Below are 17,182 nucleotides of genomic sequence, written 5' to 3' on the forward strand. Positions count from 1 at the left end.
TGTGCCAGCGTCCCTGAACGCCCGGTCGGAGCGCTGGCCGATCGCCGGCGCATTCGTGATTGCACGCGGCGCCAAGACGGAAGCCGAGGTGGTCGTCGCCGAGGTGTCGGACGGCGCGTTCGCCGGTCGCGGCGAGGCGGTGCCCTATGCTCGCTACGGCGAAAGCGTGCAGGGCGTGCTCGCCCAACTGCAGTCGGTGACTGCTCAGATCGCGGAGGGTGCAGACCGGGCTGCTCTGCAGGACCTGCTGCCGCCTGGTGCGGCGCGCAACGCCCTCGACTGCGCCCTCTGGGACCTTGAAGCCAAGCGTGCGGGCGTTCGGGCTTGGCGCCTGGCGGGACGAGAACGCCTTGATCCCGTGAAGACCTGCCTCACCATCAGCCTGGGCGAGCCGCAAGCGATGGCCGAACAGGCGCGGGCGGTGGCGCGGTGGCCGATGCTGAAGCTGAAGATTGGCGGTCCAGATGACGTGAACGCCGTCGCTGCGGTGCGCGAGGCGGCGCCCCGCACAAGGCTTATCGTCGACGCCAACGAGGCCCTGACGTTCGAAGACCTCGTACGGCTTGCGCCCGATTTCGCCCGACTGCAGGTCAAGCTCCTGGAGCAGCCGCTGGCTGTTGGCCAGGATGCGGAACTGGAAGGCTGGAACAGCCCCGTTCCGCTTTGCGCTGACGAGAGCCTGCACACCCGGGCCGAATTGGCCGACTGTGCACGCCGTTATAGCTGCGTGAACATCAAGCTCGACAAGGCCGGCGGCCTCACTGAAGCGCTGGCCTTACGGGAGGCGGCGTTGGCCGCCGGGCTCGAGATCATGGTCGGGTGCATGGTCTCGACGTCGCTGGGCATCGCGCCGGCCTTGATCCCTGCCCAGGGCGCGCAATTCGTGGACCTAGATGGTGGGCTTCTGCTGGCTCGGGACCGACACCCCGGCCTGACCTACCTGGGCTCGTTGATCGAGCCGCCTCCGGTGGAGCTTTGGGGCTAAGCCAAAAAAGAAAAGGCGCGCTGGAGGCCAGCGCGCCGGACCTTCTTCTGTCTGAAGCCAGGCCTAGAGGGCCGCGGCGCTCGCAACAGTCGGCCGGGCCTCCACGTGCAGAGGCGCGGCATAAGCGGGCGTCTGACGGGCGCCCAGCACCGCCGGGATCGCACTGACGCCAGGATCGTCCGGCGTCACCAGGAAGCCGCCGCGGGCAAAGGCGTCGCCATGGCTGCGGCGCGAGGTCCAAACCGCCAGCTGCGGAGCGAAGAGCAGCGGCAGCACGATCGGCGCGAAGCAGACCGAAAGGTCCGGGCGGAAGCAGAGGGCCACCACAAAGCACAGGCCCGTGAACAGTTGCCAGCCCATGGCGCGGTAGGCGTCAGCCCGCGAAACGCCGTCCGCGTCCCGCTGTTGCGGCTTCCAACCCACATCACGGCCGCGCAGCGTCTGCAGGACCGACTTGGTGTTGGCGACCATCAGCACAGGGGCCAGGGCGGCCGACAGGAAAATCTCCATGCCTAGGCCCTTGAGTATCGTGCGGGCGCCGCCGAACTCACGACGCTCGCGCGGGCGGCTCATCACCAGGATGCAGCCCATCACCTTTGGCCCGATCAGCAGGGCGCCCGACAGCAGGGAGGTCAGCATGAAGGGGGTGAATTGCGGGTTCAGGAAGTACCAGAAGGTGCTCCAGTCGACCGGATGCTGCAGCTGGATGGCCATGCCGATCACCAGCGCCGCGAACCAAAGCGGCGAGGAGATGTAGGCCATGCAGCCCATGGCCAGCTGCAAGCGGCTGATCGGGTGCAGGCCCTTGGCACGCAGCAGCTTCAGGTGCTGGAGGTTGCCCTGGCACCAGCGGTGGTCGCGCTGCATGAAGTCCAGCATGGTCGGCGGCGTTTCTTCGCAGCTGCCGTCCAGCGCGGCGGTGACGTGCACCGCCCAGCCGGCGCGGCGCAGGAGGGCCGCCTCGACGACGTCGTGGCTCAGCACGTGGCCGCCGAAGGGCTTCACGCCCGGCAGGATCGGCAGGCCGGCGGCCGACGCGAAGGCATGCACGCGCACGATGGCGTTGTGGCCCCAGTAGCTGGCTTCCGCGCCGGCCCACCAGGCCAGGCCCGCCGCCGCCACGCGGCCGTACATGCGCACGCCGAACTGCTGCATCCGGGCAAACAAGGTGGAGGCGCCGGTGATCGTCGGAGCGGTCTGGATAAGGCCGACCCGCGGATGGGCTTCCATGGCGTTGACCAGGCGCAGAACCGTCTCGCCAGCCATGATGCTGTCGGCGTCCAGCACGATCATGAAATCGTAGGCGCCGCCGAAGCGGCGAACCCACTCGGCGATGTTGCCGGCCTTGCGCTCGGTGTTTTCGACGCGGCGGCGATAGAAGATGTGGCTGTGGGCGGTGACGCGGAACGCACGGAAGGCCGACTGCTCTTCCAAGGCCACGGCGTCCTTGGTGGAGTCGCTGAGCACAAAGATGTCGAAAGCGTCCGACACGCCCAGGCGAGCCAGGGAGGAATCCATGGCTGCCAGTCGCGCGAACGCCGCGCCGGCGTCCTCGTTGTAGAGCGGCATCAGCAGAGCCGTGCGCGTTTTCGGCGGGCTCGGACGCGCGGGGAACTCCAGGTCTTCCTGTTCGCGACCGCCCAGCAGCACGGACAAGCCTGCAACGGCGCTGCAGAACCAGCAGGCGACCGCGAGGACCAGCGGCAGGAACACGGCGAAGGCCGCGATCTCCAGCTTGTCCCAGCCTTCGCGTGCGAACAGCACGGCGGGACCCATGGCCACCAGTGCGGTCATGATGAAGGCGCCGCCGAACACGGCGATGCGCCGGCTCAGCATGTCCGGAGGCGAGCTGGCCGGCCGGCTCTGAACCAGCGCGGACTCGTCTTCCGGCTCCTGTCGCGGCATCGAAAGGGGCGCTTCCGGCGGCAGCCAGGGGATCGGCCCGATCGGCGCCTCGATCCGGAGGTTCGGTTCTTGGAGGCGGCTCGCTAGATTGCTCATCGTCTGCTTCACTTCCCCGAACCCCACGAGGGGGAGAGCCCAGGCCGCTGCGTTGCAGCATGGCTTGGATTCCCAAACGATCAATCACGAAATGTTGAAAGAAGCGAGAACGAACTTAAATCGCCGGCCATTCAGGCCGCTTTTGACGCACAGCTTTCGCTTCTGAGGCGCCGTTCCAACACATAGGCGGCGACGCCAACCCAGCCCACCAGCACCACAGCGTACGCCCGCTCCCACCAGCCGACGTTGGCGTCGTTCACCGTGCCTGGGAACAGCAGGTGCTTGGTCAGGACGGTAAGCACAGCCATGACCACAAACACGATCGCCAGGAACAGCTTCAGGCGGCCCAGTTCGGGCTGCGCGCGCAGGCCCCACAGCAGCAGCAGGGGGGCAAGCTGGATGCCGAGCGCCAGATTGATCGCCAGGTGCCGCGGGTCAGGCCAAGGGTAGATCGCCGCAACGGCCAAGCCGCAGCCAGCGAGCACGAACACCACGCCCGTCAGGGCTCCGGAAATGTGGGCGCGCGAAAGGGCGATCAGGGCGAGGCCGAAGCCGCAGCCCGCAAGCGCGGCCATCAGACCGGCCGCTAGGACGCCCGCGTTGAAGATGATCGGCAGGTGCGCCGAGGCGCCGCCCAATTCGCTCAGGTATTGCCTGGCATGGTTGAAGTCGGGGTAGGCGGCTACCGCCAGAAGGGTCGTCGCAAACGCCAGAAGGGGCGCGATCATTCCACAGGCGAGCAGCATGCGCCGACGGGCATAGAGCTTCGGCGCCTGCGTCTCCGCCGAAGTCGCAAGCGGCTTCAGTCCCCAAAGCGGACGGATGGGCGGAACCCGACGCACGGCTTCATAGATCAGCAGACTTCCCGCGAAAGTCACGCCCACAAGCACCAGGGCTTCGGCGGCAGCCGGCAGGCCGCGCGGCTTCAGGAGCCAGATGGCGACCACCAGAACCGTCTGGTGGGCGAGGTAGCAGGGGAACACCGCGTCTGTGAGGTACCGGAGCAAGGGGCCGGAGACGTTGCGCAGGTGCCGATAAACAAAGCCGAGGATTGCGGCGATGGTGGCCCACTGGTCCAAGCCGAAGATGACCGCCCGCGGTATGCCCAGGAATGCGCCGCCGCCCGGGTGAGCGTCCTGCGCCATCATAACGGGCAAGGCGAGAACGGCGACGCACAGACTGATCCAGCGGAAGCGCTCGAGGTCGCGCCACAGGGTCTCACGACGGGCCAGCAGGAAGCCCAGCGAAAACGCGCCGAACGAGAGCGCGTGATTGTACCAGTCGGTAGCCAGCTGGTTTGTGAGGCCGAACAGCGGGAACAGGAGGATGCGGATCGCGATCAGGTAGGCTACCGGCACGGCCAGCGCTCGCCAGCCAGTGAGCAGATCGGAGAGCCTCGCCTCGAGGCGAGCCGCTCGCTGCGGATCGCCGAACACGGCGATCGCCGCCAAGCTGTAGACTGCTGCGTAGAGCAGGAACCAGAGGTGGTTCAGCGGTGCGCCGTTCGCCAGGCCGGCAGGGCTGAACTCCCGCAGCCACCATGCCAGCAGGCTGGCGGACCACGAGCCCTTGTCCATCGCCTCGATCCAGGACTGGATCGGCACTAGGAACAGAACACCGAACAGCAACGGCGGCCCAAGACGCTTCAGCCGAGCCGCGATCAAGGACCTGGGGCCCTGACCTGTCGACATGAACCGAAGCGCTGATCCCGACACCAGGAACAGCAGGGTCAGACGCCATGGGCTGGAGACCAGCAGGGCTTCGCGCACCCATCCGAAGGTGTGGGTGCTGCGGATGTGCCAGTCGAATGGAGCGTAGACCAGCGCCACGTGGTAGAGGATCAGCAGCCCGAATGCCGTGATGCGGATCCAGTCGAGATCATAGCGGCGCGTGCTTGCTGAAGTGGGCGACGGCGTCGGCGCGCTCGTCGCCTCGCTGCTAGGCAGCCGCGTTTTCTTCCGGGGCGGCTCCGCCACGCGAGACACAGGCGGGCGGGAAAGCGGCTCGATCGAGCTCATGCTTGCCACCGCTTGACCCAGCTTTCCGACATCGGCTGGCCGCCACGGACCAGGCGTGCCCGCAGCTCGGCGTCGGACGCCCCTTGAGGGTCATACTCGAAGCTGACGCGCGCCGCGCCCGTCGCCTCGTTCTGGTGAAGCGTCAGGTTGCGGATCGCGCCCGCGCCCGCTGCGACGTCCGCAGCCAAGCCCCGCTGAGATGACAGGTCTACGCCACCGTATTCGACGATGAAGAGCCGCACGCCCTGTGCGCCGCCCTGGCCGGTCCGCCACAAGGTGACGGGCGCGAGCGAGGCGGGCGTCACGGGGTCGGCCGCCCACCGAAGGCGGTAGCCGAAGGTGTGCTCAAGTCCCGGCTGCAGCGGCCGGGCCGGTCGCCACGACGCGACGATGTTGTCCTCCGCCTCGCTACGGGCGGGCAGCTCCACAAGGCGTACTGCGCCGGCGCCCCAGTTGGAGGTGGGCTCGATCCACGCGCCAGGCCGCCGATGATATGCGGCCTCCAGGTCCTGATAGGAGGCAAGATCACGTCGGCGCTGGAGCAGTCCAAAGCCGCCGAGGCCATCGCCATGGAACTGGCTGATCTCCACCCGCTGGGGGTTCACAAGCGGCCGCCAGAGGCGCTCGCCGGCCGGATTGCTGGCGATCAAGCCGTCAGAGTCGTGAACCTCTGGCCGGAAGTCGTCGTACCGGCGCGGCTGCTCAGGTCCGAACAGGAACATGCTCGTCAGCGGCGCAAGTCCAGCGTTGGAGAGCGCCTTACGCGGGAACAGGCTCGCCTGGACGTCCATGACGGTCGCCTCGCCCGGCGCGATCACGAAACGATAGGCGCCCGCGACACTGGGGCTGTCGAGAAGGGCGTGAACGGTGATCGTGCGGGCGTCGGGAGCCGGCCGCTCGATCCAGAAGCTGCGGAAGGCCGGGAACTCCTCCCCAGGGTCGCCCGAGCCAAGCTCCAGGCCTCGAGCCGAAAGGCCGTAGACGCAGTCCTTCGGGATCAGCCGGAAGTAGCTGGCGCCCAGGAACACCGCAAACTCGTCGAACCTCGAAGCATCGTTGATCGGCGTGTGGATCCGGAACCCTGCAAAGCCGAGCTGTGGTCCGAGGTCGCTGGTGAGAACATCACCTGCCACAGGGCCGGCCGTGAACATATCGGGCCGGTAACCGATCGGGCGGATCTGCCCGCGGTGGACTTCGAACAGTTCCACCGCTTCGCGATGCAGGCCGCCGCGGTGAAACATCTGCAGCTGGAACGGCAGCTTTTCCGCCCGCCAAACCGCCTGATCGGGCCGGAAGCGAAGGTCGCGGTAGCCGTCGTAGTTCAGCTCGGCGAGGCTGCGCGGCAGCTCCGTTGAACGCGGCTGGTACGGCGCTGCCGCCAACGCTGCGGCGCGACGGCGCACGAAGTCGGCGACCCGCGCGGTCTGCGCCCGCGCGACGTGCGGCAGCGCCAGCGCCGCAGGCGCGGCGGCGAGGACATCGCGGCGGCGGAGGGTCTGTGCACGCATACTCTGCTGAACGCCGGTCTGGACTCCGGGAGCGGTCTCGTACTCGCCGTACAGCCAAGGGCGGTCGATCACAACGACTTGAACGGCCTTTGCGACGATCCGCCGGACCCGTTGCGGATTTGGAGCGCCGGGGAGGGTGGCTCCGCGTCCGCGGTGCATCGTCAAGGGATCGAACCTGCGCCGCTCGGAGTTCTGTCACAGGGCTGCGCCAAGCTTGTGCAGGGCCAGCCGGCCACGGGCGACAAGGACAGGAACATGAACCAGACGGGACAAACGGGCGGCGGCCCGCTGCTGGAAGCCATCAACGATCCGATCGATCCCACCGTCATGCAGCTGCAGGATCAGACCGATCCCGACAGCGATGGCACGGACGGGGAAGAGGGGGACGGCACGGATGGAACTGACGGCGACAGCGACGGAACCGATGGCGCTGAAGGAGACGGCGCCGAAGGAGACGGAACCGACGGCTCCGACGCCGACGGGACGGACGGCGCGGCCTGAAGCCAGGTTTGCGGGCCTCGCCGCCCTGATCGGGGCGGCGCAGGTCGGGCCATTTCTGGAGCGCCGTCTAGGGCAGGACGCCTTCCGTACGCGGATGGCGCCTAACGCCGTCGCGCGCCTGTTCGGGTGGTCGACGCTCAATGGGGCGCTGGCCGAACATCGCCTCGTCCCGCCGCGTCTGCGACTTGAGCGGGCGGGCGCGGACATCAGCAAGGCGGCTTTCAAGTCCCGGCGGACGCGGCGTGGCGCGGTCCTGCAGGATCTAGACCCTGCAGCCCTCAACGAGGCGCTGCGCGATGGGGCGACGCTGATCGTCGATGCGGCCAATGAGTTGAACGCCCCGCTGCAACGCATCTGCGCTGACCTGTCGGCGGAGTTCGCCTGCGCCTGCCAGGCGAACCTCTACGCCTGCTGGGGGACGACCCAGGGTTTCGACATCCACTGGGACGATCACGACGTCTTCGTGCTGCAGGTCGAGGGCCGAAAGCGCTGGCTGCTCTACGGCTCAACGCTTGAAGCGCCCACGCGACGCGGCGGGCAGTTCGACCAGCACCGACCCGAAGCCCCGCTGCAGGAGATAATTCTCGAGCCTGGCGACGTCCTGTACCTGCCGCGCGGCTACTGGCATGCCGCGGTAGGCCTGGGCGGTCCCACTATGCACCTGACAGTCGGACTGACCCGCAAGAGCGGAGCCGACTTCCTGCACTGGCTGGCGGATCGGGCGCTGACCGAGCCCCTCGCGCGACGAGATCTACCTTTCGAACAAGACGACGAGGCGCTGGGCGAGCGCCTCGCCAGCCTGTTGGCCCAGGTCGCAGCTGAGGATCCAGAAGAACTTGCCAGGGCCTATCGCCGACACGTCGAGGCGACGCAGCCGCAGCGGCCGAAGCTCTCGTTTCCGTTCATCGGCGATGAGACCGAGCTGCCGGATCGAGCTCGCATCCGGCTCGCCGACGGCGCTGCGCGCGTTCTGGATCGCGGCGCCTCCGTGGTTCTGACCTGGCGCGGCGTCGAGTTCACCGTCTCGAGAGATCTCAAGCCAGCGCTGGATGAGCTCGCCGCCGGAGAAGCGATCAGTATCGCCGCACTGGAAGCGACCAGTCCGCCGGCCGCTCGACCGCATCTGACGGCGTTCGTGCAGGAGATGCTGCGCCGTGGCGCCTTCCTGATCGAGCAGGAACAGCAATGAGCTTCTGTTCGCGGGCTGCGCTCAGCGCCCACGAGACCATGGCCGGCACGGGCGTGGTGGCGCAGGCCTATGTGTTCCTGCCCGTCGCAAAGCGGTTCTGGCGAACGGCTGAGGTGAACGCCTCGTGGGCCTCTGCCGACGAGCAGGCCGCCATCAAGGCGGCGCGTCAGGGCGGGGTGGTCACGCGCCTGTACGATCCGCCGCGCGGGACGGATGACACCTGCCGTATCCTCGTCTATTCGGCCGACGCCGGACACCAACCGGCTGCGCTGCAGCCGCTGCTTGACGTGTTCGCTGGTCGGTGGCTGGCCGACGAGAGCCGCGCGCCGCGGCTGGCGGTATGCACCCATGGCACTCGCGACCGCTGCTGCGCCAAGTGGGGTTTCGCCGTTTTCAGCGCGGCAAGGGATCTGCATGCCGCCGGCTTGTCGCCCTTCGAGCCGATCCAGTGTTCCCACCTTGGCGGCGACCGCTTCGCGGCCACGGGCGTCTTCTTCCCCTCCGGCAGCATGTACGCCCACCTGGATTCCGCAGACCTGCGAGCCATGGCGCAGGGAGAAGCCGCCGGCCGCCTGACGCCAGAGCTTTACCGAGGGCGGGTGTTCGAGCCCGCGTTGACCCAGGTTCTGCGCGCCGGCCTCGCCAGGGCGGGCGTGTTCAATCACGCGTCCCTGCCGCTGGATGTCGTGCGCCGCGACCCCGCCACGGCGGAGGCGCGCGTGGACGGCAAGGCTTTCGAGATCGCTCTGGATGTGACGGAAGTCCGCTTCTTCGGCAGCTGCGGGAAGATGGCGGAAGGGAAACCCTCGACCGCGCGGCGCTTGGTTGTCGCCGGGGTCGCGGCCCTTTAACCGGCGAAGGCCTCCAGCGCTTTCGCCGCCGTCAGCCCACCATCGGCCTCTCGTGCGACTGCCTCGCCCAGCTCGCGCGCCGCGAATGCAAAGCTGCAGTCGCCAAGCACCCGCTCGACCGCACGGCGGATGCGGGCCACCCCAGCGTTGCGCGGCAGGCGCAGGCCCGCGCCTGCCGCGGCGATCCGCTGGGCGTTCTCGGGTTGATCCCGGCCCGTCGGAATGCAGATCAGCGGCACGCCCATCATCAGCGGCCGCAGCACCGTGCCGTGCCCGCCATGGCATACCACCAGCTTGCAGTGGGGCACGATCCGCTCATGGTCAGCCCGCTCCACGACCTTGACGTTGGATGCGGACGGAAGACCAGCGGGGTCGATCGCAGGTCCCAGGGTCACGATGCCGTTCACGGGCAGGGTGGCGAGGGCTCGAATGCACCGTCCAACAGTTGCTTCCTGCCCTTGATAGGCGGTGCTGAACGAGACCAGCACGTTCGCCCGACCAGGATCGATCAGCGCATCTGGCTCCGCGCCGTCGCTAACCCAGGCGGGCGCTTCTCCCAACGGGCCGGCGTAGATGAACGGAGGAGGGGGGGCGACGCGCCCGTAGTCGAAGGCGCCGCTCGCGCCCAGGAGGACGAGGCCTGCTGCGCCCAACTGGTCCAGTGTGTGGGCGACGGGGGCGAGACCCAGCCCGATTCGCGCGGCGTTCAGCGGCTCCCGACCGGCGTCGTACCAGCGAGCGATCATGCCCCGGCTGCTGCGGTCGCGCCCTTCTTCGAAGGCGTTGCGCGGGGGCGGAAAGCCCGGGCCGAACGGCGGCACGTCTGCACGAGTCGGGAAGCACCAGACGTTTGCGGTAAGAAGAGCCAGAGGCACGTTCATCGCTTCGGCGGCCGCCATGCAGCCGAAGAGCAGTTCGTTGGAGACGATGAGATCCGGCCGGAACTCGCGGATGACCTGCTGCGTGTCCCGGGCGTAGGCCGCGGCCGGGCCGGTGATCACCGCCTTGCAGACGGCGCGTACCACCGCCGGCGGCCAGCGCGTGCGCCACTCGTTGAGCGGATCGTCCTTTGCTCCCATGACCGTGCGGTTCGGAGCCGTGGGCCAGGTCTGGAAGGCAAGCCCATTGCGCTCGGCCTGCGGGCGGTTGGCCTCGTCCGAGACGAACAGCACCTCGTGTCCGCGCTCCTGCATGCGACGGGCGACGAGCAGGGCGGGCGGCACATGGCCGCCGCCTTCAAAGGTCGTGAATAGGACGCGCAAGCGGCAGCAGCCGGACGCTTTTCAGCGCCTGAAGGTTGGCGGAGCCCGTGCAGAAGCAGGCGATGCGCAGTTGCTGAGCGAGGATCTCGAAGTGCTGCATGACGGCGTCCGGCGACACCAGCGCCGCGGCCAGCACGCCGCCCGCCTGGCCGACAAGATCGGCGCCCAGCCGGATCGCCTTGGCCGCATCGACCCCGTGGCGAATTCCGCCGGAGCCGATCAGCGGCAGGTCGGGATAGGCCGACCGGACTTGCAGCAGCGCCAGCGGAGTGGGGATGCCCCAGCCGGTGAACGCCTCGGCTACCGCCTTGTCCGCTTGAGTCGGCGCGCGCTCAGCCTCGATCGCCGCCCATGCGGTTCCGCCCGCGCCGGCCACGTCGATCGCCGCCACGCCTGCATCGCGCAAGCGTCCCGCCACTTGGGCTGAGACGCCATAGCCGACCTCCTTGATGATGATCGGCCGACCAAGCCCGCTCGCTAGCGTCTGGATGGCGTTCAGCACGCCGGTCCAGGTTCGATCGCCTGCTGGCTGGACCGCCTCCTGCAGTGGGTTCAGGTGAATGATCAGGGCGTCAGCGCCGATCATCTCGACCGCTCGTCGCGCCTCGTCCACCCCATAGCCCAGCACGAGCTGCGCCGCGCCTAGGTTCGCCCAGATCGGCGTCGTCGGCGCGAGACGGCGCAGGTTCGAATCGATGCCGCCCGCGGCCTCGCCTTCGATGGCCACGCGCTGAGACCCGACCGCCATTGGGATCTGGAGTGCTTCGGCTGCCTCCGCCAGATGAGCGTTGATCGAGGCGCCCCGCTGCGGCCCGCCTGTCATCGAGCTGATCAGGAACGGCAGGGCGAGCCGTCGACCAAGGAACTCGGTCGAAAGATCGACCTGATCGAGGTCCAGCTCCGGCAGGGCGCAATGCTCCAGCGCGACGCTGTCGAACGAGCTGTTCACCCCGCCTACGCCCTGCTTCAGGGCGATGTCCAGGTGTTCGTCCTTGCGCCGCAGGATGTGTTGGGAGTCGGTCACTGAGCCCTCGTGCGACGCCCTCGTGAGCGCTGCATTCTCTTTTCCGACTGATACAAAAATAAGCTCGCGGTGTAACCCGGTTCTACCCTAGTGTGTTTAGCATCAGGGGGCTGGACGGAGTACGCTGATGGAAGCGGCCGCGTTGCAGCGTGGACAGCTGGAAGCCCTGCGGGACGTGATCGAGCGGGGCCTGTCTGACATCCTGCCGGATCCGGGCGACCCGCCGCACAGGCTGCATGCCGCGATGCGTTACGCCGTGCTTTCGCCGGGCAAGCGCATCCGCCCGCTTCTGGCGCTGCTGAGCGCTGGACATCTGGGGTGCCCGCCGGGCGCGGCCCTGCCGGGCGCCTGCGCGCTTGAGCTGGTTCATGCCGCATCTCTCGTGCTGGACGACCTCCCGTGCATGGACGACTCGGACGCCCGCCGGGGACAACCCACGGTTCACGTTCGCTATGGTGAAGATGTGGCCGTTCTGACTGGCGTGGCGCTGCTCAATGAAGCCTTCGCGGTCCTGGGCCGCGCCAACCACATCCCGGAGGCCTCCCGGCTCGCGATGGTGTCGCTGTTGGCGCGCACCGTTGGCACCAGCGGCCTGATCGGCGGCCAGGACAAGGATCTGCGCGGCTCGGTCGAACCGTCGCTTGGCTTCGTCAGCCAGTTGCACCACGAGAAGACGGGCGTGCTCTTCATCGCTTCGGTCGAAATGGGCGCGCTGGCTGCGGGCGCCGACGCGACCGTGCTGGAAGCTTTGCGCGCTTTCGGCAAGGAACTGGGGCTCGCCTTCCAGGCCCTCGATGACTTGGCCGATGGGGAGGAGGACAAGGCGTCCGTCAACCTGCTCAGCGTGCTGGGGCGCGACGGTCTACGGGACGAAGCCGGCCGCCGGCTCGAGCGGGCGAAGGCCGCCCTTGCGGATGGCGCGCCGCAGCTTGTCCCCCTGGCGTCCTATGTCGATCTTCTGCTGAGGCCCGCCGCGGCGTAGACTGCATCCATGCCGGCCATTCTGATCAACACCGTCAGCTTCCTGGCGGGCCTCGTCGCCATGGAAGGCGTCGCGTGGGCCATGCATCGCTACATCATGCATGGGCCGCTTTGGGTCTGGCACAAGTCGCACCATGAGCCGGGGCGCAAAGGTCCTGAGCTCAACGACCTCTTCGCCATCGTCTTCGCCGGCATCGCCATCGCGCTGTTCTGGGCGGGCGCTCAGCCCGGTCTGCGGCCGCTATGGTGGTTGGCGGTCGGCGTGACCGCTTATGGCGTGCTCTACGCCATGGTGCATGACGGCCTGGTGCATCGGCGCTTCCCGTTCCCGATCAAGGCGGATCGGGGCTATCTCCTGCGCCTTGTTCGCGCTCATCACCTGCATCACGTCACCCACACGCGGGAGGGCGGAGTCTCCTTCGGCTTCCTGGTGGCGGAAGATCCGGAGCGATTGATGAGGCAGCTACAGGCCCAGCGGGCCGATCGGCCGTGAACGTTCAGCGGCAGAGCCTGATCGGGCTCTCGCTGGCCGCGCTGATCGTCGGCGGCTGGCTCGCCCTCCACATTTGGGGCGTCTTCTTCCATAGCTGGAGCGTGGTGGACTGGGTCCGCGCGCCCTTGATCGTTCTGTTGCAAGGCTGGCTCGGCGCCGGAATGTTCATCGTGGCCCATGACGCCATCCATGGCTCGCTTGCCCCCGGCAGGCGACGGCTGAATGCTCTGGTGGGGCAGATCTGCGTCGGCCTTTACGCAGGCTTCTCGTTCCGCAAACTGGCTGGAGCACATCAGAAGCATCACGACGCGCCGGGCACGGCCGCCGATCCGGACTTCCACCCGGAACGGCCGGCCGACTTCGCCCCTTGGCTCTACCGGTTCTTTCTGACCCACTTTGGGTGGATCGAATTCGCTCGGGTGACGGCGGTGCTTGTGGTCTACCTGCTGCTCGGCGCGCAGGTCGCCAACCTGATCGTCTTCTGGGGACTACCGGCGATCCTTTCGGCGCTGCAGCTCTTCACCTTCGGCACGTATCTGCCGCATCGGCACGAAGAAGCGACCTTCGCCGATGCGCACCATGCGCGATCTCTGAACTATCCCTGGCTCTTGAGCCTGCTGACCTGCTTCCACTTCGGGCGCCACCATGAGCATCATCTGCACCCCGAAGCGCCCTGGTGGCGGCTGCCGTCGGTGAAGCTCGGCTAGAGACGCGACCACAGCGCCGGGCGCGGCGGCGCGGGCCAAAGGCGCTCGAGCCGGCTCCAGAGCGCCACCAGCGCGCCCCGCGCGACGAGCCAGCCCATGGCGGCTTTGGGAACGGACATGCGTGCGCCAAGCGCCTCAGGTCCACGTCGCAGGATGCGCCGACCGATCTCCCGATAGACTTCACGCGCCGCCGAAACGGCCAGAGCCCCTCGGAACGGCAGGGCTCGCAGCCCCTCACGCGAAGAACGGTAGTAGGCCTCGGCAAGCTGGAGGTGTGACTCGACCACCTTGAACACGTTCGCGCGCAGCTGCGGATCGAGCAGGATCGCAGTGTTGGGCGGCACGCCGGCGGCGCGCAGGCTCTCAGCCGGCAGATAGATCCGACCGTTCTCCGCATCCTCGGAAACGTCCCGGCAGATGTTCGTGAGCTGGAATGCGAGACCCAAATCCTGAGCGCGCCTGAGCACTTCCGGATCCTGCTTGGCGCCCATGATCACGGCCATCATCACACCCACGACGCCGGCGACGCCCCAGCAGTACTCGAGGGTCTCGGACGTGGTTTCGTAGCGGCGGCCATCGACATCCATGGCGAAGCCGTCGAGCAGCTCGAGCGGCCACTGCTCGGGCATGTGGTGGCGCAGGGCGACACGTTGAAATGCCACGAAGGCCGGGTCGGTGACCGCCTCTCCGGCCATGGCGGCGCGCGTTGTGCGGCGCAGATGGTCCAGGCGCTCGCGCCGCGTCTGGTCATCCATGAGCGCGGATCGGCCGCCATGATCCTGGCCGTCGATCTCGTCGTCGCAGTGGCGGCACCAGGCATAGAACTGCCAGACGTCCTCGCGCAGTTTGCGACCGAACAGGCGAGAGGCGAGACGGAAGCTGGTCGAGCCTTTCGTCATCGAAGCTTCGCTATGGGCGACGACGGCGTCCATCAGGCCGGCTGTAGGGCAAGATCCTGGGCGATGACGCCGGCGGTCGCCTTTGCCGAACCGACCACGCCGGGAACGCCCGCGCCCGGGTGCGTGCCTGCGCCCACGAAGTAGAGGTTGCGCACCACGTCGTCTCGATTGTGAACCCGGAAGTAGGCGCTCTGGGTCAGGATCGGCTCGAGCGAGAAGGCGCTGCCCAGGTGGGCGTTGAGCTCGGTGCGGAAGTCCTCGGGCGTGAAGATCCGCAAGGTTTCCAGGTTGGCGCGCAGGCCTGGGATGGCGCGGCGCTCGATCGCTTCGAGCAGTCGGTCGGCGTAGGCGGGGCCTTCCACCGCCCAGTCGATGTCCTGCTTCAGGTTCGGCACCGGCGAGAGCGCGTAGTAGCCGCTGCAGCCGGGCGGGGCGAGGCTGTCATCCGTGACGCTCGGCGCATGGAGGTAGATCGAGAAGTCGTCGCGCAGCGGCTTGGCTCCGCAGATCGCCTCGACGAGCGCCTTGTACTCCGGGCCGAACAGGATGGTGTGGTGGCGCAGGTCGGCCGGAGGCGGCGCCTTGAGGCCGAAGTAGACCACGAACAGCGACATGCTGAACCGACGCCGGCCAAGACTACGCCGCATCTGCGCCCCGCGCTTGTGACCGCTGAGCAGGCGCTCATAGGTGTGCATGACGTCGGCGTTGCTGGCCACCAGATCGGCCTTGAGGGTTTCGCCGGCCTTGGTGCGGACGCCGACGGCGCGATCGCCTTCCGTCAGGATCTGCTCCACGGGCGTTGCGGTGCGCAGCGTGCCGCCGAGGTCCTGGAACAGGCGCGCCATGCCGGCCACCAGCGCGCCGGTGCCGCCGCGCGGGAACCAGACGCCCCACTTGCGCTCAAGGGCGTGGATCAGGGCGTAGATCGACGAGGACGCGAACGGGCTGCCGCCCACTAGTAGCGTGTGGAAGGACAGCGCCTGCCGCAGGTGCTCTTCCTTCACGTACTTGGAAACGATCGAGTAGACGCTGCGCCAGGCTTGCAGCTGGGCGAGCTTCGGGCCGGCCTTGACCATGCTCATTGGGTCCAGGAAGGCCACATGTCCGAGCTTGAGGTAGCCTTCCTCGAAGACGGCCTGAGAGTACTTCAAGAATTCGCGGTAGCCTTCGACGTCGCGGGGCGACATGGCGGCGATTTGGCGATCGAGCTCGTCCTGGTCATTGACGTAGTCGAACGCTGCGCCGTCTTCCCACAGCAGCCGGTAGAACGGGGTGATCGGCAGCAGGTCGACATAGTCCGACAGCTTGCGGCCGGAGAGGGCGAAGAGCTCCTCCAGGCTGCTGGGGTCGGTGATCACCGTCGGGCCGGCGTCGAAGGTATAGCCGTCCTGCTGGTAGACGTAGGCGCGGCCGCCGGGCCGGTCCCGGGCCTCCAGCAGCGTCACCTGCAGGCCCATGGACTGCAGCCGGATGGCCAGGGCGAGACCCCCGAAACCGCTGCCGATCACGATGGCTTTGGACGAGTACGCGTCAGACTGGGGCATGCGAGGTCCACGGCTGGGCGGCCGCCTTGACCGCCTTGAAGATAGGTACGGGCGGCTTACCGGAAAGGATGCGAACCTTGTCCGCCAAGGTTGAGCGTCCGGCGTAGAAGCGCTCGATCAGGGGCTGAGGCAAGCGGTAGAAGCGCTCCAGGACGCGGTAGCGTTGGTCCGGCTCGGCGGCCTGGAAGAGCATGCGGTTGAGCAGACGGTAGAAGCCACGCTCGCGCCAAAGGGCGATGGAGTGGGTCCGCAGGCGCTCGCGAAGGGCGGGGCCGCCTTCATCGGCGTGGTCGACGACGAGACGGGCGGTGCGAAGGGCGTCCGGAAAGGAGTAGCCGGTGGTGGGGTGGAAGAAGGCGCCCCGCATGCCGACCTGCACGGCCTCGCGACCCGGCTCGTTCCAGAAGGCTTCGATGTCGCCGCCCAGCACCACCGGCAGCACGCCTTGCTCGCGCCGCACTACCTCGGCCACCGACCAGCCGCGGCCGCGGGCGTAGCGAAGCACTTCGCCCTCCAGCCGGACCCGATCGAGGTCGGCGCCGTCGCTGTAGCGGGTGTCCTCGATCATCAGGCGGGAGGGACCGGTGGGCAGGACATAGAGGAAGCGGAAGCCGTCCTCCTGGCGCACGGTGGCGTCCATGACGATGGGCTCGGAAAGGCCGTGGGGCCGGCGCAGCTCGACTTCCAGGCCGACGAACTTCTGCCAGCCGAGTTCGAGGTTGCGGCTGGGGCGGGCGCCGCGGCCGTCGATGACCAGGGGAGCGCTGAAGGTCTCGCCGTCCTCGCACTCGGCGTGGGAGCCGCAGAGGCGGACGACCTTGCGGCAGACCAGCCGGTCGCCGAGGCGCTGCTTGATGTGCTGACGCAGGCGGGTGCTGGTCAGGCTGCTATATCCAGTAGACAGACCTCGGGAGAGGGCCGGGAAGGCGACGGAGTAGCCTCTCCACCTATGGTCGAACAGGGCTGCGAGTTCGCCTTCCTGTTCGAGGTCGCTGTCGAAGATCGACCAGGTGTGCTCGACGGGCTCGGCCGACTCATCGAGCATGGTCAGCCTCAAATCGGGCCGGCGGAGGTGGAAATCGAGCGCAATCAGGCTATTAGCAAGGCCGCCGCCGACAAGCAGGACGTCGGTGGGGGGGCTTGTCGACACCTTCTGGGAACCTCTCGTTCTTTCTTATGCTACGCATAAAGAATGGAATGGCCGCGCGCCAGATTGTTG

At 67.8% G+C, this 17,182-nt stretch carries 15 protein-coding genes; 7 read left to right on the forward strand and 8 right to left on the reverse strand.

The genetic code is table 11. The annotated features are described in order from the left end of the window. Position 1: 1 nt before the first annotated feature. Positions 2-985, forward strand: a complete 984-nt coding sequence (dgcA, locus tag DJ018_RS09760) for an N-acetyl-D-Glu racemase DgcA (protein ID WP_111515279.1) — start codon at positions 2-4, stop codon at positions 983-985. A 63-nt stretch (positions 986-1,048) separates the two neighbouring features. Here dgcA and mdoH read toward each other — a convergent pair whose 3' ends face one another. From mdoH to DJ018_RS09775, 3 genes are all read right to left on the reverse strand, one after another. After that, positions 1,049-2,986, reverse strand: coding sequence for a glucans biosynthesis glucosyltransferase MdoH (mdoH, locus tag DJ018_RS09765; RefSeq protein ID WP_111514777.1), 1,938 nt, complete (start codon positions 2,984-2,986; stop codon positions 1,049-1,051). A gap of 131 nt (positions 2,987-3,117) precedes the next feature. Then, positions 3,118-5,004: an acyltransferase family protein gene (locus tag DJ018_RS09770; protein ID WP_111514778.1), complete on the reverse strand. Its 1,887-nt coding sequence runs from the start codon at positions 5,002-5,004 to the stop codon at positions 3,118-3,120. Continuing rightward, complete coding sequence (locus DJ018_RS09775; RefSeq protein ID WP_165842864.1) at positions 5,001-6,584, reverse strand: glucan biosynthesis protein G; 1,584 nt, start codon at positions 6,582-6,584, stop codon at positions 5,001-5,003. The genes DJ018_RS09770 and DJ018_RS09775 overlap by 4 nt, the downstream gene beginning before the upstream one ends. Before the next feature lie 183 nt (positions 6,585-6,767). Between DJ018_RS09775 and DJ018_RS09780 the strand changes: the two genes are divergently transcribed. From DJ018_RS09780 to DJ018_RS09790, 3 genes are all read left to right on the forward strand, one after another. Further along, complete coding sequence (locus tag DJ018_RS09780) at positions 6,768-7,013, forward strand: hypothetical protein (RefSeq protein WP_133254256.1); 246 nt, start codon at positions 6,768-6,770, stop codon at positions 7,011-7,013. A 94-nt stretch (positions 7,014-7,107) separates the two neighbouring features. Continuing rightward, positions 7,108-8,202: a cupin domain-containing protein gene (locus DJ018_RS09785; RefSeq protein WP_165842865.1), complete on the forward strand. Its 1,095-nt coding sequence runs from the start codon at positions 7,108-7,110 to the stop codon at positions 8,200-8,202. Next, on the forward strand, positions 8,199-9,053 hold the full coding sequence (locus tag DJ018_RS09790; RefSeq protein WP_111514782.1) for a sucrase ferredoxin: 855 nt from the start codon (positions 8,199-8,201) through the stop codon (positions 9,051-9,053). Before DJ018_RS09785 ends, DJ018_RS09790 begins: the two co-directional genes overlap by 4 nt. On the opposite strand, the gene DJ018_RS09795 is transcribed toward DJ018_RS09790, so the two are convergent. After that, entirely contained in the window at positions 9,050-10,315 is a 1,266-nt protein-coding gene (locus tag DJ018_RS09795; protein ID WP_111514783.1) for a glycosyltransferase, read from the reverse strand. The genes DJ018_RS09790 and DJ018_RS09795 overlap by 4 nt on opposite strands. Further along, entirely contained in the window at positions 10,290-11,339 is a 1,050-nt protein-coding gene (gene fni, locus DJ018_RS09800) for a type 2 isopentenyl-diphosphate Delta-isomerase (RefSeq protein ID WP_111514784.1), read from the reverse strand. Before fni ends, DJ018_RS09795 begins: the two co-directional genes overlap by 26 nt. 127 nt (positions 11,340-11,466) lie before the next feature. Here fni and DJ018_RS09805 point away from each other — a divergent pair, with 127 nt between their 5' ends. The 3 genes from DJ018_RS09805 to DJ018_RS09815 are packed head-to-tail and all read left to right on the forward strand — an operon-like array spanning position 11,467 to position 13,520. Further along, positions 11,467-12,321, forward strand: a complete 855-nt coding sequence (locus DJ018_RS09805) for a polyprenyl synthetase family protein (protein WP_111514785.1) — start codon at positions 11,467-11,469, stop codon at positions 12,319-12,321. Positions 12,322-12,330: 9 nt separating this feature from the next. Continuing rightward, on the forward strand, positions 12,331-12,813 hold the full coding sequence (locus DJ018_RS09810) for a sterol desaturase family protein (RefSeq protein ID WP_111514786.1): 483 nt from the start codon (positions 12,331-12,333) through the stop codon (positions 12,811-12,813). Further along, positions 12,810-13,520, forward strand: coding sequence for a fatty acid desaturase (locus DJ018_RS09815; protein WP_111514787.1), 711 nt, complete (start codon positions 12,810-12,812; stop codon positions 13,518-13,520). Before DJ018_RS09810 ends, DJ018_RS09815 begins: the two co-directional genes overlap by 4 nt. Here the strand turns inward: DJ018_RS09815 and DJ018_RS09820 are convergent. Genes DJ018_RS09820 through crtY form a run of 3 tightly spaced genes read right to left on the reverse strand, consistent with a single transcriptional unit; the run spans position 13,517 to position 17,113 of the window. After that, on the reverse strand, positions 13,517-14,419 hold the full coding sequence (locus DJ018_RS09820) for a phytoene/squalene synthase family protein (RefSeq protein WP_240609508.1): 903 nt from the start codon (positions 14,417-14,419) through the stop codon (positions 13,517-13,519). The genes DJ018_RS09815 and DJ018_RS09820 overlap by 4 nt on opposite strands. Before the next feature lie 32 nt (positions 14,420-14,451). Continuing rightward, a complete protein-coding gene (locus DJ018_RS09825) occupies positions 14,452-15,963 on the reverse strand; it encodes a phytoene desaturase (protein WP_111514789.1) in 1,512 nt (503 codons plus the stop codon). Further along, entirely contained in the window at positions 15,950-17,113 is a 1,164-nt protein-coding gene (crtY, locus tag DJ018_RS09830; RefSeq protein WP_111514790.1) for a lycopene beta-cyclase CrtY, read from the reverse strand. The genes DJ018_RS09825 and crtY overlap by 14 nt, the downstream gene beginning before the upstream one ends. Positions 17,114-17,182 lie beyond the last annotated feature (69 nt).

It is taken from the genome of Phenylobacterium deserti (assembly GCF_003254705.1).
In the GTDB taxonomy this organism is placed as follows: Bacteria; Pseudomonadota; Alphaproteobacteria; order Caulobacterales; family Caulobacteraceae; genus Phenylobacterium; species Phenylobacterium deserti.